Origin of the sequence: Streptomyces sp. NPDC041068 (assembly GCF_040647455.1) — a bacterium.
Lineage (GTDB): Bacteria > Actinomycetota > Actinomycetes > Streptomycetales > Streptomycetaceae > Streptomyces.
The window spans coordinates 218,172-232,978 of sequence record NZ_JBEZCG010000004.1 but is presented as its reverse complement, the minus strand read 5'-3'; the positions used below and the strand labels follow the sequence as shown (position 1 = coordinate 232,978).

Sequence of the window (14,807 nt, the reverse complement as noted above, 5' to 3'; positions counted from 1 at the left end):
CTTTCCAATTGGGCCTGCGAGACCCCTAGCCACTGTCCGTACTCATGGGCTTACTATGAGTGACAGCATCGGGGCGGGGTCCACGGGCCTCCCCGGGACACGGAACTGGGGAGCGCGGTAGCGTCACCGCAGAACGACGTGGTGCGTTACCCGTGTGACGCAGTCCGGACCGCCGCTGGACGGCGGTCCCGGAGCCCCGAAAGTGCTTGTACCACCTTGGAGGTGAGGGTGTCCCAGATCGCAGGCGAGCCCGGGAATCAGGACTTCGTGGAGGTCCGCCTTCCGGCTGCGGGTGCCTACCTGTCGGTGCTGCGGACGGCTACGGCCGGCCTCGCGGCGCGTTTGGACTTCACTCTCGACGAGATCGAGGACCTCCGCATCGCGGTCGACGAGGCCTGCGCGATCCTGCTTCAGCAGGCCGTGCCCGGCTCCGTGCTCAGCTGCGTCTTCCGGCTCGTCGACGACTCGTTGGAGGTGACGGTCTCGGCGCCCACGACCGACGGCCGGGCCCCGGAGCGGGACACCTTCGCCTGGACGGTGCTGTCGGCCCTCGCGGGCCAGGTCGACTCCGCCGTCGCCGAGGACAACACCGTCTCGATCAGCCTCTACAAGAAGCGCGGCGCGGGACCCGGGCCGGCGTGAGGAACGGGGACGGGCCGGTGCGGGACGAAGAGCGCGGCACACGAGGTCTGCCCGCCGGCGGCAGGGAGGGGATGCGCCGCATGACCACCGGAATCCCCGAGCAGCAGGCCAAACCGCACCCGGAGGACCCGGAGCAGTCGGGTCCGCTGACGGTGGCCGATGTGTCGGAGCAGGCAGAGCCGACCGCCAAGGACGAGCTCAAGCAGCTCTCCGGCCGGGGCGGCGGGCGACGGGCGGGAAACATGAGCGAGCACGAGCACGGCCGGCACGATCCACAGGACCGCAGCGGCGCACGCGCGATGTTCATCGAGCTGCGCACCCTGAAGGACGGCAGTCCGGAGTACGCGGAGCTGCGCAACCAGCTGGTCCGCATGCACCTGCCGCTCGTCGAGCACCTGGCCCGCCGCTTCCGCAACCGCGGCGAGCCCCTCGACGACCTCACCCAGGTCGCCACCATCGGCCTGATCAAGTCCGTCGACCGCTTCGACCCGGAGCGCGGCGTGGAGTTCTCCACGTACGCGACACCGACGGTCGTCGGCGAGATCAAGCGGCACTTCCGCGACAAGGGGTGGGCGGTCCGCGTCCCGCGGCGCCTGCAGGAGCTGCGTCTCGCGCTGACGACGGCGACGGCCGAGCTGTCCCAGCTGCACGGCCGCTCCCCCACGGTGCACGAGCTCGCCGAGAAACTGGCCATCTCCGAAGAGGAGGTCCTGGAGGGCCTGGAGTCGGCCAACGCCTATTCCACGCTGTCCCTGGACGTCCCCGACACGGACGACGAGTCCCCGGCCGTCGCCGACACCCTGGGCGCCGAGGACGAGGCCCTGGAGGGCGTGGAGTACCGCGAGTCGCTCAAGCCCCTCCTGGAGGACCTGCCCCCGCGCGAGAAGCGCATCCTGCTGCTGCGCTTCTTCGGCAACATGACCCAGTCGCAGATCGCGCAGGAGGTCGGCATCTCGCAGATGCACGTCTCCCGGCTGCTCGCCCGCACGCTCGCGCAGCTGCGGGAGAAGCTCCTCGTCGAGGAGTAGTCACTCCCCGTAGCCACCCCTCGTGGCCACCCCTCGTGGCCACTCGCTGTGGTCGTCGCTACTTCTGACCCTGTACGTCGCCGGGGCCCCGGATGCCGAGGGCCTCGGTCGTCGCCGGATTGACCAGGAGGACGAGCGAGGTGACCGCGACGGCCGCGAGGACGATACCGGCGGGGATCGCCATGCTGTCGGCCTGCAGCAGCTGCCAGGCGACAGGAAGCGCCATGATCTGCGTGATGATCGCGGGCCCGCGGCTCCAGCGGCGCAGCTTCAGCAGCCCGCGCGCGGCAAGGAGCGGGAGCAGCGCGAGGACGATCAGCGTGATGCCGCCGGTCTCGGCCTGCCGCGGATTGTCGGGCGAGCCCGCGAGGCCCATCACGAGCATGTAGACACCCCCGACGAGGAGGGCGAGCCCCTCGAGTCCCGCGAGTGCCGCGGCGGCGGTCAGCCGTCCGGGACGCGGCCCCGTCTCGGGCGTCTCCGGGGCTTCGGGGGTGGATTTCCGCTCAGTGCTCACTCCAGCAGGGTAGCTCTGCGTATGCGCGGCCGGGCACCTCGGTCTAGGCCGGGTAAAGACCGCTAGGTAGTCTGCTGCGCATGCGTGCACTCCTCGTGGTCAACCCGGCGGCAACCACCACCAGTGCGCGTACGCGTGACGTCCTGGTCCACGCACTGGCGAGCGAGATGAAGCTCGAGGCGGTCACCACGGAGTACCGCGGGCACGCCAGGGACCTCGGCCGGCAGGCCGCGGAGAGCAAGGACATCGAGCTGGTCGTGGCCCTCGGCGGCGACGGCACCGTCAACGAAGTCGTCAACGGACTGCTGCACCACGGCCCCGATCCGGACCGACTCCCCCGCCTCGCCGTCGTCCCCGGCGGCTCCACCAATGTCTTCGCGCGCGCCCTCGGCCTGCCGAACGACGCCGTGGAGGCCACCGGCGCCCTGCTCGACGCCCTGCGCGAGGGCAGCGAGCGCACGGTGGGCCTGGGCATCGCGGGCGGCACCCCGGGCACGGAGGACGAGGCCGTGCCGTCGCGCTGGTTCACGTTCTGCGCCGGCCTCGGCTTCGACGGCGGCGTGGTCGGCAGGGTCGAACAGCAGCGGGAGCTCGGGCGGCGCTCGACGCACGCCCTCTATGTGCGCCAAGTGCTCCGTCAGTTCATCGACGAGCCCCACCGCAGGCACGGAATGATCACGCTGGAGCGGCCCGGCGAGGACCCGGTGACCGACCTGGTGATGTCGATAGTCTGCAACACCTCTCCGTACTCCTACCTGGGCAATCGCCCCCTGTACGCGTCCCCGCAGGCCTCCTTCGACACGGGCCTCGACGTGCTGGGCCTGAAGAAGCTCTCCACCGCCGCGGTGGCCAGGTACGGCACCCAGCTCCTGACGTCGACGCCGGAGCGGGGACCGCACGGTAAGCATGCGGTCACGCTCCACGACCTCACTGACTTCACCTTGCAATCGAAGGTGCCCTTGCCCCTCCAGATGGACGGTGACCACCTGGGGCTGCGGACGAGCGTGACGTTCACAGGCGTACGCCGTGCACTGCGTGTGATTGTGTGAGTGGAAGGGCCTAAAGTCCTTTCACTCGAACGTTTAGGCCAGGGTCCACCCCATGGAAGTACGGCTGTGACCCAGCCGACACTGAGGAATCAAAAAAAACTTTCCGGAAGGGGTTGTATCCGCCGCCGAGGTTTGCGAATCTCTACATGGCGATCGGGACGGCCCGCAACATCGGCCCCACAGAGAGCCAGAACCCCTCCTCCACCACAGGTCCACAACCAGGCAACTGGGCGTCGGCCCTTCCCGTGCGGGGGGATTCGTGAAAGCGTTCACATTCACAAGCAACCCGCATGTAATACCAAGGAGAGGTAGCAGCCATGGACTGGCGTCACAACGCCGTTTGCCGCGAGGAAGACCCCGAGCTCTTCTTCCCCATCGGCAACACCGGTCCTGCGCTGCTGCAGATCGAGGAAGCCAAGGCCGTCTGCCGCCGCTGCCCCGTCATGGAGCAGTGCCTGCAGTGGGCGCTCGAGTCCGGCCAGGACTCCGGCGTCTGGGGTGGCCTCAGCGAGGACGAGCGCCGTGCGATGAAGCGCCGCGCCGCTCGCAACCGTGCACGCCAGGCCAGCGCCTGACGCCCACGCCCCAAACGAGCCTGAGCCCGGCGGCGCGTACAGCGAGTACGCAACTCCCGCCCCCGAGCCGCAGCCGCGCAGTACCCCCGATGCGCATCGCAACGTGAGCAGTGAGCCCCGGACCATTCGGTCCGGGGCTCACTGCTTTGTCGTACGGGTCTGTCGTACGGGCCTGTCGTACGGGATTCGCCCGCTTGTTTGCCGGCGCTACTTCTCGCCGCGGACCGGGACGTCGAGGAGGACCTGCGTGCCGCGCTCGGGGGCGCGGACCATGTCGAAGGTGCCGCCCAACTCCCCCTCGACCAGGGTGCGGACGATCTGCAGGCCGAGGTTGCCCGAGCGGTGCGGGTCGAAGTCGTCGGGCAGACCGACGCCGTCGTCCTGGACGGTGATCAGCAAACGGGCGTCCTTGGTGGTGCCGCCACGCACCGCGGAGACCTCGACCGTGCCGGTGTCCCCGTCACGGAAGCCGTGCTCCAGGGCGTTCTGCAGGATCTCCGTGAGCACCATCGACAGCGGGGTGGCGACCTCCGCGTCGAGGATGCCGAAGCGTCCGGTGCGCCGGCCGGTCACCTTGCCGGGCGAGATCTCGGCGACCATCGCGAGGACCCGGTCGGCGATCTCGTCGAACTCCACGCGCTCGTCCAGGTTCTGGGAGAGCGTCTCGTGGACGATGGCGATGGAGCCCACGCGGCGCACGGCCTCCTCAAGCGCCTCGCGGCCCTTGGCGGAGTCGATGCGGCGGGCCTGCAGCCGCAGCAGCGCGGCGACCGTCTGGAGGTTGTTCTTCACCCGGTGATGGATCTCCCGGATGGTCGCGTCCTTGGTGATCAACTCCCGCTCGCGGCGGCGGAGTTCGGTGACGTCGCGCAGCAGTACGAGTGAACCGATGCGGGGGCCCTTGGGCTTGAGCGGGATCGCGCGCAGCTGGATCACGCCGTCGCCGCCCTCGATCTCGAACTCGCGCGGCGCCCAGCCGCTCGCGAGCTTGGCGAGCGCCTCGTCCACCGGGCCCCGGGACGGCGCGAGTTCGGCGGTCGCCGTGCCCAGATGATGGCCCACGAGGTCGGACGCGAGACCGAGACGGTGGTACGCGGACAGGGCGTTCGGCGACGCGTACTGCACGATGCCGTCGGCGTCGAGCCGCAGCAGACCGTCACCCACGCGCGGGGACGCGTCCATGTCGACCTGCTGCCCGGGGAAGGGGAACGATCCGGCGGCGATCATCTGCGCGAGGTCGGACGCCGACTGGAGGTAGGTCAGCTCAAGGCGCGAAGGAGTGCGCACGGTCAGCAGGTTGGTGTTGCGGGCGATGACACCGAGGACACGCCCTTCCCTGCGTACGGGGATGGACTCGACGCGCACCGGAACCTCTTCGCGCCACTCCGGGTCGCCCTCGCGCACGATGCGGCCCTCGTCCAGGGCGGCGTCGAGGAGGGGGCGGCGACCGCGCGGGACGAGGTGGCCGACCATGTCGTCCTGGTAGGAGGTGGGGCCGGTGTTGGGCCGCATCTGCGCCACGGAGACATAGCGGGTGCCGTCGCGCGTGGGGACCCAGAGCACCAGGTCGGCGAAGGAGAGGTCGGAGAGCAGCTGCCACTCCGAGACCAGCAGATGCAGCCACTCGAGGTCGGAGTCACCGAGAGCGGCGTGCTGGCGTACGAGGTCGTTCATGGAGGGCACGTGTGCGAGCGTACCTTTCGCGTCCGGCGGGCCCGCTTCCCGAGTTCTCCGCCGGGCCACCGGCGCCGCCCGTGGGGCTCCGGGGCTTCCCGACGAGCCGCGGCGCCAGGGCGGGACCCTCAACCCGCCCACGGCACCGCAGCCCTTCAGGTGCATCGGCCGCCAGAATGTGCGGTACTGGTCGGCCGATCGGGAGGATCCGACGCGGTCAGGGCAGAGAGCGCCGGGTCCTCGGTCCGCTCTCCTGTGCGGGAAGAGCGGAGGCTTTACCCACGCATTGTGGACTAGACCATTCTCCCATGTCTATGCGTCGGCAGATGTTTGTTGTTGTCACTTTCGCCGATGGTCAGGCGTCGTTCTCCACCCGTCGGCTCGGCGGCCACACCTGCATGGCGAGATCGGCCACCGCCTTCAGATCGTCCCTGGTGGCGCCGTCCCTGGCCTGTTGCGACATCCCCTGAAAGACCGCTCCCGTGTAACGGGCGAGGGCAGTGGGGTCCGTGCTCTCGGGCAGCTCCCCCGCCGCAACGGCCGCGCGGATGCGGTTCTCGACGTCCGCGACATTGGCGTTCCGCCGCTCCCGCAGGGCCTCTTCCACCTCCGGCGTCGTGCAGTTGGTGGCCGCCGAGACGACGAGGCAGCCGCGGGGGCGGGTGGGGTCGGTGAACTCGGTCGCGGCTTCGTGCAGCATCCGCGACACGGCGTCGCGCACCGACGGCCCCTCGTCGAAGGCGCGACCGCTGAAGGCTCCGTGGGTGACTCCATACCGCACGACGACCTCGTCGAAGAGCTTCTTCTTGTCGCCGAAGGCCGCGTACAGGCTGGGGGCGCCGATGCCCATGACGCGTGTGAGGTCGGAGACCGACGTCCCCTCGTACCCGTGCTCCCAGAAGGTTCGGATCGCCTGCTCCAACGCCGTGTCGCGGTCGAAGGAGCGGGGGCGGCCGCGCTGTTTCGTCGCCATGGAGTGAATTGTATAGCGAGCGCTAGCAAATGGGATGGGGATCGGGTACGGTCATTTCTGTAGCGACCACTAGAGAAAGAGGGGGCGCCTGACATGGGTGCATCGGCCGGGAATCAGCAGGGAAAGCTCGCGGGAAAGACCGCGCTGGTCACAGGCGGTAGCCGGGGCATCGGGCGCGGCATCGCCGAGCGGCTCGGGCGGGACGGGGCGCGGGTCGCCGTGCACTACGGCAGCAATGAGGCAGCGGCGAAGGAGACGGTCGCCGCGATCGAGACCGCCGGCGGCTCCGCCTTCGCGATCGGCACGGAGCTGGGCACCGAGGGGGACGCCCAGGCGCTGTGGTCGGCGTTCGACGCACATGCGGACGGCCTGGACATCCTGGTGAACAACGCCGGGGTCGGTACGTCGAGTTCGTTCACCGACACGGACGAGGCGGAGTTCGACCGCCTGTTCTCCGTGAACGTGAAGGCGCCGTACTTCATCACTCAGCTCGGCGCGGCGCGGCTGCGGGACGGCGGCCGGATCATCAACATCTCGTCCGGGCTCTCCCGTGCCGCGGCGATGCCGGAGATCATGGCGTATGCCATGACCAAGGGCGCCCTGGACGTGTTCACGCGGAACCTCTCCAAGGAGCTCGGCCCGCGCGGGATCACGGTCAACTCGGTGGCACCGGGAATCATCGACACCGACAACAACGCGGCCTGGCTGCGGGGCGAGGCGAACAAGGCCGCGTGGGAGAGCTCGGCCAAGCTGTCGGCGCTCGGCAGGGTCGGCGACCCGTCGGACATCGGCGCCGTGGTGTCCTTCCTCGCGTCGGACGACGGCCGGTGGGTGACAGGGGACTGGATAGACGCGACAGGCGGGTCGCTGATGTGACCCTCCGGAGCGACGGGCCCACTCCCCCGCTCCCTGCCCCGCACCACCCCGTCGCCACGTCACGTCGCCCCACCTCAGCGGGTCTCGGTGACCTTGGCGAGGGCCCTGGGGGCGTCCGGGTCCTGGCCGCGGGCGATCGTGACCTCGTAGGCGAGCAGCTGGAGGGGGATGATCTCCAGGATCGGCTGGAGCTCCTCGGCCACTCCGTCCGTGGGCAGGACGAAGCCGGCCGAGGCCTGCTCGACCTGGGCCCTGGGGCCGATGACCACCAGGTCGGCGCCGCGGCCACGCAGCCGGTCGAGGACGGGCTGGAGCGCCTCGCCGCCCCGGCCGTCCGTGACGACCGCGATGACCGGGGAGATGTTGTCGACCATCGCGAGGGGGCCGTGCAGCAGGTCGGCGCCGGAGTAGGCGAGCGCCGGGATGTAGCTGGTCTCCATGAGTTTCAGCGCTGCCTCCTTCGCGGTCGGGTAGCCGTAGCCACGAGAGGTGATCACCATGCGTTCCGCGAAGCGGTAGCGGGCGGCGAGGGTCTTGATCTCGTCCTGGCGGGCGAGGAGCCCTGCCGCGAGGTCGGGCAGCGGGGCGGCGGCCGCGACGGCGGAGTTGCCCGCATCGCCTGTGCCACCTGTGTCGCCCAGCGACTCGACGAAGAGATGGAGGGCGAGCAGCGAGGCCGTGTACGTCTTCGTCGCGGGGAGCGCCTTCTCCGGTCCCGCGAGGACGTCGATGTGGTGCTCGGAGACGGCGGCCAGCGCCGAGTCCGGGTTGTTGGTCACCGCGAGGGTGATCGCGCCGGCCTCGCGGGCGGCCTGGGTGGAGGCCACCAGGTCGGGCGAGCCACCGGACTGGCTCACGGTGACGGCGAGGACGTCCTTGAGGTCGGGCCTGGCGCCGTACGCCGTGATGGTGGACATGGAGGTGAGGCCGCAGGGCAGGCCGAGGCGTACTTCCAGGAGGTACTTGGCGTAGAGCGCGGCGTGGTCGGAGGTGCCGCGGGCGGTGAGGAGGACGAAGCGGGGCGCGCGCTCGGCGACCTTCCGGGCGGTCTCGCGGATCCGTGGAGCGCCCTCGTCGAGGATGCGGCGGAGGACCTCGGGCTGCTCGGCCATCTCGCGGGACATGATCCGGCCCGGCCGCTCGCTCTGCGGGTCCTCGGGGTCCTGCGCGCCCTGCGGAGTCATCGCGGTCATGCCTCCACTCTCCCCGCTCGGGGCGCCGGGCGCCTCTGCGGGCGGGGCGGGCCCTCGGGCCGCGGGGCCCTGCGGGGCGAGGCGAGGCGAGGCGGCTCGATGGGCGGGGAGCGGGCGGAGAGCCGAGCATGGACGGCAGGAACGAACAGCAGGTACGGACGGCAGGTACGGACGGCAGGAACGAACAGCAGGAACGGACGACAGGTACGGACGGCAGGAACGGACGACAGGAACGGGCGGTGGGAATCGACTGTTCTGGCGGCGCAGCTCTGCTAGATTGGTCTATACCACCAGTCCTCTTGAGCCCCTCTCCAGATCGGCAGGCCCAGCGTGGAAGTTGTCATCGTCCCGGACGCCAAGGCAGGCGGCGAGCTCATCGCGGAGGCCATGGCCGCCCTGGTGCGCCGTAAGCCTGACGCCCTGCTCGGTGTCGCCACCGGCTCCACCCCGCTGCCCATCTACGAGGCGCTGGCCGCCAAGGTCTCGGCCGGTGCCGTGGATGCCTCGCGCGCCCGCATCTGCCAGCTCGACGAGTACGTGGGGCTGCCGGTCGGGCACCCCGAGTCGTACCGCTCCGTGGTCCTTCGTGAGGTCGTCGAGCCGCTCGGTCTGAGCGAGGCGTCCTTCATGGGCCCCGACGGCAGCGCGGACGACGTGCAGGCCGCCTGCGAGGCGTACGACAAGGCGCTCGCCGAGGCCGGGGGCGTCGACCTCCAGCTGCTCGGGATCGGGACCGACGGGCACATCGGGTTCAACGAGCCGTGCTCGTCGCTCGCCTCGCGTACGCGGATCAAGACGCTGACGGAGCAGACGCGGGTGGACAACGCGCGCTTCTTCGACGGGGACATCGAGCAGGTGCCGCACCACGTCATCACCCAGGGGATCGGGACGATCCTCGAGGCGCGGCACCTTGTGCTGCTCGCCACCGGTGAGGGCAAGGCGGATGCCGTGGCCGCGACCGTGGAGGGGCCTGTCGCTTCCGTCGTGCCGGCCTCCGCGCTGCAGTTGCATCCGCATGCCACGGTTGTCGTGGACGAGGCGGCGGCCTCGAAGCTGAAGCTTGCGGACTACTTCCGGCACACCTACGTCAACAAGCCGGAGTGGCAGGGACTGTAGGGCAGTTGGGCTGTATGCAAGGCGGAGGGGCGCCCCCTGGTTGGGGGCGCCCCTCCGCCTTGCTGTGCGTCTGTCGCGTGCGGACCGTGGGTGGGCACGGACCACGACCACCGACCACTACCCCGCGACGATGACCTCCGCCGCCGCCTCGCCGCAGACCCTTGCCGCACCGCGGGTCGCGATGTGGAGGGCGCCGACCGGGGCGGACTGCGGGACGCCCATCTCCACCACGACCGTGTTCGGACGGGCCGAGACCAGGGTGTTCAGGGCGTCCGCCATCCACCCGTGGCGGTGGGCGTCGCGGGCCACGGCCACGATGCGCCGCTCCCCCGCCGCCGCGAGGGCCCGCGTGCCCGCGTCGGGGCCGGAGAACGTGCCCGACTCCGTGCCCGGGAAGCGGCGCTCCAGCTCGGCGGTGACGCCCCAGGGAGTCTCGTCGCCGACCGCGATGTTCGGGAGCGGCGAGAGCGTGGCGACGTAGGGAGCCTCGGTGACCGGGGCCGCGTACGTGTCGCCGCGGGTGACCATCAGCGCGCGGCGGGCCGCGACCAGGCCGATCCCGGTGTCGGGCGCGCCCCCCGAACGATCGGCCGCGCCCGAACCCCTCGACGTCACGGCCCAGTTCGCCAGCGACCGCACGCGCTCCGCGGCCTCGGCGAGCCGCTCCTCGGGCAGTTCGCCCGACTTCACCGCCGCGACCAAGGCGTCCCGCAGCCGCAGCACGGTCCCCTCGTCCGAGGGGCCGCCGCCGGTGCAGATCGCGTCGGCGCCCGCGGCGATGGCGAGCACGCAGCCGCGCTCGAAGCCGTACGTACCCGCGATGGCCTGCATGTCCATGCCGTCGGTGACGATCAGGCCCTCGTAGCCGAACTCCTCGCGGAGCAGGCCGGTGAGGATGCGGCGGGAGATCGTCCCCGGGTTGTCCGGGTCCAGGGCCGGGGCCAGGACGTGGGCGCTCATCACGGCGCGCGTGCCGGCCGCGATCGCCGCGCGGAACGGCGCCAGGTCACGGGAGTTGAGCACGTCCCGGTCGACGTCGATGACCGGCACGGAGTGGTGCGAGTCGACCGCGGTGTCGCCGTGCCCCGGGAAGTGCTTGGCCGAGGTGGCGACGCCGGAGGACTGCATGCCCTCGACGTACGCGGCGGTGTGCCGGGCCACCAGGAGGGGGTCCGCGCCGAAGGAACGTACGCCGATGACGGGGTTGTCGGGGTTGGCGTTGACGTCCGCCGACGGCGCCCAGTTGAGGTTGATGCCGCAGGAGGCCAGACGGCGGCCGAGGTCGGCGGCCACGTCACGGGTGAGCGCCGTGTCGTCGACGGCACCGAGCGCGTGGTTGCCCGGGTAGGAGGAACCGGTGCGCACCTCGAGGCGCGTGACGTCGCCGCTCTCCTCGTCGATGGCGATCAGGAGGTCGTCGCGCTCGGCACGCAGCTGCGTGGTGAGGGCGGCGACCTGCTCGGCGGTCCGCACGTTGCGGCCGAACAGGCTGACCGAGGCGAGGCCTTCGCCGATCCGGCGGCGCAGCCAGTCCGGTGCGGTGGTCGTGCCGTCGAAGCCGGGCTGGAGGACGGCCAGGGCGTTGCGGGTGAGCGTGTCGCCTGCGTGCGTGAGTGTCGGCAGTTTCGTCATCGTGTGTTATCCCTTCACTGCGCCGTCGGTCAGGCCGCTGACGGCCCTGCGCTGCAGGAAGACGAAGAGGATCAGGATCGGGATGGCGAAGAGCGAGGCCGCCGCCATCGTGGCGCCCCAGTCGTCGCCGAAGGCGGTCTGGAAGCTGGACAGCCACACCGGCAGGGTCTTGGCGTCCGCCTCCTTGTTGAGCACGAGCACCATCGGGAACTCGTTCCAGGCGGTGATGAAGCCGAAGAGCGAGGTCGACATCAGGCCCGGCGCGAGCAGCGGCAGGATCACCCGGCGGAAGGCCTGCATGCGGGTGCAGCCGTCGACCATGGCGGACTCCTCCAGCTCCCTCGGCACGGCGGCGACGAAGCCGCGCAGCGTGAGGAGGGTGAAGGGCAGGATCATCACCATGTAGAAGAGGGTCAGCGGGATCAGGCTGTTCAGCATGTCCGCGTCGCGCACGATGATGTAGATCGCGATGACCATGACTTCCCACGGCGCCATCTGCGCCAGCATGAAGCCGATGATGAAGCCGCGCCGCCCCTTGAAGCGCATGCGGGCGAGGGCGAACGCCGCGGTCACGCCGATGATGAGCGAGAAGAGCACCGCGAGGACCGTGACGGTGATCGAGTTGCCGACCATGGTCCAGAAGTGGTCCACGCTCATCGCCGTCTTGAAGTGCTCGAGCGTGGCGTCGGTCGGGAACCAGACCGGGTTCTCGCTGATGATGTCGCCGGTCGGCTTGAAGGCCGTCGCGAACATCCAGTACACGGGGAAGACCGACAAGGCGAAGAGAACGACGGCGGTCAGGTTGGGCCAGATGCGGCCGAACAGCGAGCGCTTCACAGCTCGTCCTCCTCTTGCTTGAGCACGATCCGCAGGTAGTACGAGGTGATGGCCAGCAGGATGACGATGGTGAGCATCGCGATCGCGGCGCCCATGCCGAAGTGCTGGTTGCCCATGCCCTCGATGTAGGCGTAGACGGGCAGGATCTCGGTGAGCCGCTCGGGGCCGCCCTCGTTGAGGGTGAAGACCTGTACGAACGCCTTGAAGACCCAGATGATCTCCAGGAACGTCGTGGCGTAGAGGAAGGGCCGCAGGTACGGCATCGTCACCGAGGTGAACTGCTTCCAGGCGCCCGCGCCGTCCAGGGACGCGGCCTCGTACAGCTCCTTGGGGATGGTCGTCGTGGCGGCGTACAGGTTGATCGCCACGAAGGGGATCGACTGCCAGACGATCAGCAGCAGGACCACGAAGAAGGTCGAGTACTGCGAGGCCAGCCAGTCGTGCTCGGCCATCGACTCGAAGCCGATCTTGGCGAGCACCCAGTTGACGACGCCGAAGCGCTGCGCGAACAGCCACTGGTAGACGGTGGTCGACGCGACGACCGGCATCGCCCAGGCGAGGACGAGTCCGATCATGAGGAACGTGCGCATCTTCCGGCCGAGGCGCGCGAGCAGGAGTCCGACCAACGTGCCGAGGATCATGATCAGCACGACGTTGACGGCGGTGAAGGCGACCGAGCGGCCGGTGACCCGCCAGAAGTCCTCGCCGGTGAGGATCTCCTTGTAATTGTCGAATCCGTTCCACTCGGTCAAGTGCAGAATGAACTGCCGCATGTTGAGGTTCTGGAACGACAGGATCCCGTTGTTGACCAACGGCCAGCCGAGCAGCAGCAGGGTGGCGATGATCGCGGGGGCAAGGAGCAGATAGGGCGCCAGGCCGGCGAGACGTTCCCGGGATCTGCGCGGGTCTCCTGGTCGTGGCCCGCCGTCCGGTGTCTGCACCTCCGTCGGGCCGGAGGGCGGCCGTTCGGTCTTCTGCACGGTCATGCTCGCCATCTCTTTCGTGGGCAACGCGAAGCGCTGTGTCCAGCGCCGAAGAACGCTGTGGTCAGCGCGGAGAACGCGGAGAACTCAGCGGAGTACTCGGAGAACTCATGGGTACGCCGGGGGCAGCGGGGTCACGTCACCCGCCACCCCCGGCAAGAGGACGCGTCCTTTACTGCTTCTGCGCCAGGCGCTTGTTGAGCTCGCCCTCGACCTGCTTGGCGGCGGCGTCGGGCGACTTACCGTTGAGCACCGCGGTCATGTAGTTCTTGATCGGGTTCGGCGGGTTCTCCACCGCACCCCACTCCGGGATCAGCGGGGTGATGCCGCCGCCGGGGGTGGCCGGGGACATGGCCTTCGCGGCCGGGTTGTCCGCGAGGAAGGACTCGAGGGACTTCTTGTTCGGGATGACGCCGCCTTCCTTGGCGAACTGACCCTCGAACTTGTCGGACAGCGCGATCTTCAGGAACTCCTTGGCGAGCTCCTGCTTCTTGCTGGTCGCGGCGACGGCGAGGTTGGAGCCGCCGAGGAAGACGCCCTCGGGCTTGTCCGCCGTGGCGCCGGGGATCGTGAAGTAGCCGATGTCCTTCTCGATCTTCTTGTCGGCCTTGATGGCCAGGGCGGCCTCCCACGGCATGGCGATCATCGTGGCGGTCTTGCCCTTGCCGAAGACCTCGCCCTGCTGCGGCGTGGCCTCGTCCTTGTTCTTGGGGGCCTTGGAGAGCTTCTGGAACTCCTGGTACGTCTTCATGGCCTTGGCGACCTTCGGGTCGTCCAGGTTGGAGACGTACTTGTCGCCGTCCTTCTTGACCAGCTCGGCGCCCTCACCGATGGTCAGGCCGACGAAGTGGTACCAGAACTGGCCGGGCATGTAGAGCGGCTCGGCGTCGGTCTTCTGGCCGATCTGCTTGAGGTCCTTGAGGAACTCGTCGCGGGTCTTGGGGGTGTCCTTGATGCCGGCTTCGGCCCAGATCTTCTTGTTGTAGATCACGACGCGGTTGAGGACGAACCACGGGGCGGCGTACTGCTTGCCGTCGACGACCGAGGCCTTGTTCATCGACTCGGTCCAGTCCTTGCCGAGCGTCTCCTTGAGGTCGCCGAGCTCGGCGAGGCCACCGGTCTTGGCGTACGCGGCGGTCTGGGTGTTGCCGATCTCGAAGACGTCCGGGGGGTTCTCCTCGGAGAGGGCGGTGGTCAGCTTCTGCTGGATACCGTTCCACTGCTGGACTTCGAACTTCAGCTTGGCGCCGGTCTTCTTCTCGAAGGCCGCGGTGACATCCTTCTGCCACTTCTCCGGCGTCGAGCCGTCCATCGCCCAGAGCGTCAGCGTCTCGCCCTTGAAGCCGTCGGCTCCGCCCGAGTTCTTGTCGTCGTCGCTGCCACAGGCCGCAACCGAGATCAGCATGCCCGCGACACCGATGGCCGCTATGAGCTTGCGCTTCACGTCACCCTCCTCAAGGGATGCCAGTCAACCCCCCACCCGCAGCGACCGAATGGACCGAGATCTGCCCGTGGGACTGGAACCTGGTCTTTAATGGTGTAGACCAGTACGGGGAGCTTGGCCTAGACCTTTAGGGGTGTCAAGGGTGTATAAGAAGGGCAGTCACGTCCGTTATCGGACCGACACCTGAGCAGGCAGAGTCTGCTCGGCCCGTACCGTGCCACGATGTGAGCCGCGACAGACGGAGGAGCCGGTGACGGCAGCAGCACAG

At 69.3% G+C, this 14,807-nt stretch carries 14 protein-coding genes; 6 read left to right on the top strand and 8 right to left on the bottom strand.

From position 1 onward, the window contains the following. Positions 1-228 precede the first annotated feature (228 nt). Positions 229-642: a hypothetical protein gene (locus tag AB0B50_RS10970; protein WP_062782207.1), complete on the top strand. Its 414-nt coding sequence runs from the start codon at positions 229-231 to the stop codon at positions 640-642. Beyond that, the gene (locus AB0B50_RS10965) at positions 639-1,670 is read left to right on the top strand and encodes an RNA polymerase sigma factor SigF (protein ID WP_362328616.1); all 1,032 of its coding nucleotides are present in this window, start codon (positions 639-641) and stop codon (positions 1,668-1,670) included. The genes AB0B50_RS10970 and AB0B50_RS10965 overlap by 4 nt, the downstream gene beginning before the upstream one ends. A 58-nt stretch (positions 1,671-1,728) precedes the next feature. On the opposite strand, the gene AB0B50_RS10960 is transcribed toward AB0B50_RS10965, so the two are convergent. Then, positions 1,729-2,187 (bottom strand): hypothetical protein, encoded by a 459-nt coding sequence (locus AB0B50_RS10960; RefSeq protein ID WP_362328614.1) that lies wholly within the window; start codon positions 2,185-2,187, stop codon positions 1,729-1,731. Between the two features lie 80 nt (positions 2,188-2,267). Here AB0B50_RS10960 and AB0B50_RS10955 point away from each other — a divergent pair, with 80 nt between their 5' ends. Further along, a complete protein-coding gene (locus AB0B50_RS10955; protein WP_362328612.1) occupies positions 2,268-3,236 on the top strand; it encodes a diacylglycerol kinase family protein in 969 nt (322 codons plus the stop codon). Positions 3,237-3,553: 317 nt separating this feature from the next. Further along, the gene (locus AB0B50_RS10950; protein ID WP_016639615.1) at positions 3,554-3,811 is read left to right on the top strand and encodes a WhiB family transcriptional regulator; all 258 of its coding nucleotides are present in this window, start codon (positions 3,554-3,556) and stop codon (positions 3,809-3,811) included. Between the two features lie 207 nt (positions 3,812-4,018). Here the strand turns inward: AB0B50_RS10950 and AB0B50_RS10945 are convergent, their stop codons facing one another. After that, positions 4,019-5,485 (bottom strand): PAS domain-containing sensor histidine kinase, encoded by a 1,467-nt coding sequence (locus tag AB0B50_RS10945; protein ID WP_362329162.1) that lies wholly within the window; start codon positions 5,483-5,485, stop codon positions 4,019-4,021. Between the two features lie 355 nt (positions 5,486-5,840). Then, positions 5,841-6,458 carry a TetR/AcrR family transcriptional regulator gene (locus tag AB0B50_RS10940; protein WP_362328610.1) on the bottom strand — a complete coding sequence of 206 codons (618 nt, stop codon included), beginning with the start codon at positions 6,456-6,458 and terminating at the stop codon, positions 5,841-5,843. A 93-nt stretch (positions 6,459-6,551) separates the two neighbouring features. Between AB0B50_RS10940 and AB0B50_RS10935 the strand changes: the two genes are divergently transcribed. Next, the gene (locus tag AB0B50_RS10935; RefSeq protein WP_362328608.1) at positions 6,552-7,334 is read left to right on the top strand and encodes an SDR family oxidoreductase; all 783 of its coding nucleotides are present in this window, start codon (positions 6,552-6,554) and stop codon (positions 7,332-7,334) included. A gap of 74 nt (positions 7,335-7,408) precedes the next feature. On the opposite strand, the gene AB0B50_RS10930 is transcribed toward AB0B50_RS10935, so the two are convergent. Beyond that, the gene (locus tag AB0B50_RS10930) at positions 7,409-8,518 is read right to left on the bottom strand and encodes an SIS domain-containing protein (protein ID WP_362329160.1); all 1,110 of its coding nucleotides are present in this window, start codon (positions 8,516-8,518) and stop codon (positions 7,409-7,411) included. Positions 8,519-8,857: 339 nt separating this feature from the next. Between AB0B50_RS10930 and nagB the strand changes: the two genes are divergently transcribed. Next, on the top strand, positions 8,858-9,643 hold the full coding sequence (gene nagB, locus AB0B50_RS10925; RefSeq protein WP_362328606.1) for a glucosamine-6-phosphate deaminase: 786 nt from the start codon (positions 8,858-8,860) through the stop codon (positions 9,641-9,643). A 117-nt stretch (positions 9,644-9,760) separates the two neighbouring features. Here the strand turns inward: nagB and AB0B50_RS10920 are convergent, their stop codons facing one another. The 4 genes from AB0B50_RS10920 to AB0B50_RS10905 form a co-directional block, all read right to left on the bottom strand. Further along, positions 9,761-11,275: a glycoside hydrolase family 3 protein gene (locus AB0B50_RS10920; protein ID WP_362328604.1), complete on the bottom strand. Its 1,515-nt coding sequence runs from the start codon at positions 11,273-11,275 to the stop codon at positions 9,761-9,763. 6 nt (positions 11,276-11,281) lie between these two features. Continuing rightward, positions 11,282-12,112, bottom strand: a complete 831-nt coding sequence (locus AB0B50_RS10915) for a carbohydrate ABC transporter permease (protein WP_362328602.1) — start codon at positions 12,110-12,112, stop codon at positions 11,282-11,284. After that, the gene (locus AB0B50_RS10910; protein ID WP_362328600.1) at positions 12,109-13,098 is read right to left on the bottom strand and encodes a sugar ABC transporter permease; all 990 of its coding nucleotides are present in this window, start codon (positions 13,096-13,098) and stop codon (positions 12,109-12,111) included. Before AB0B50_RS10910 ends, AB0B50_RS10915 begins: the two co-directional genes overlap by 4 nt. Before the next feature lie 169 nt (positions 13,099-13,267). Then, a complete protein-coding gene (locus tag AB0B50_RS10905; RefSeq protein WP_362328598.1) occupies positions 13,268-14,539 on the bottom strand; it encodes an extracellular solute-binding protein in 1,272 nt (423 codons plus the stop codon). Positions 14,540-14,807 lie beyond the last annotated feature (268 nt).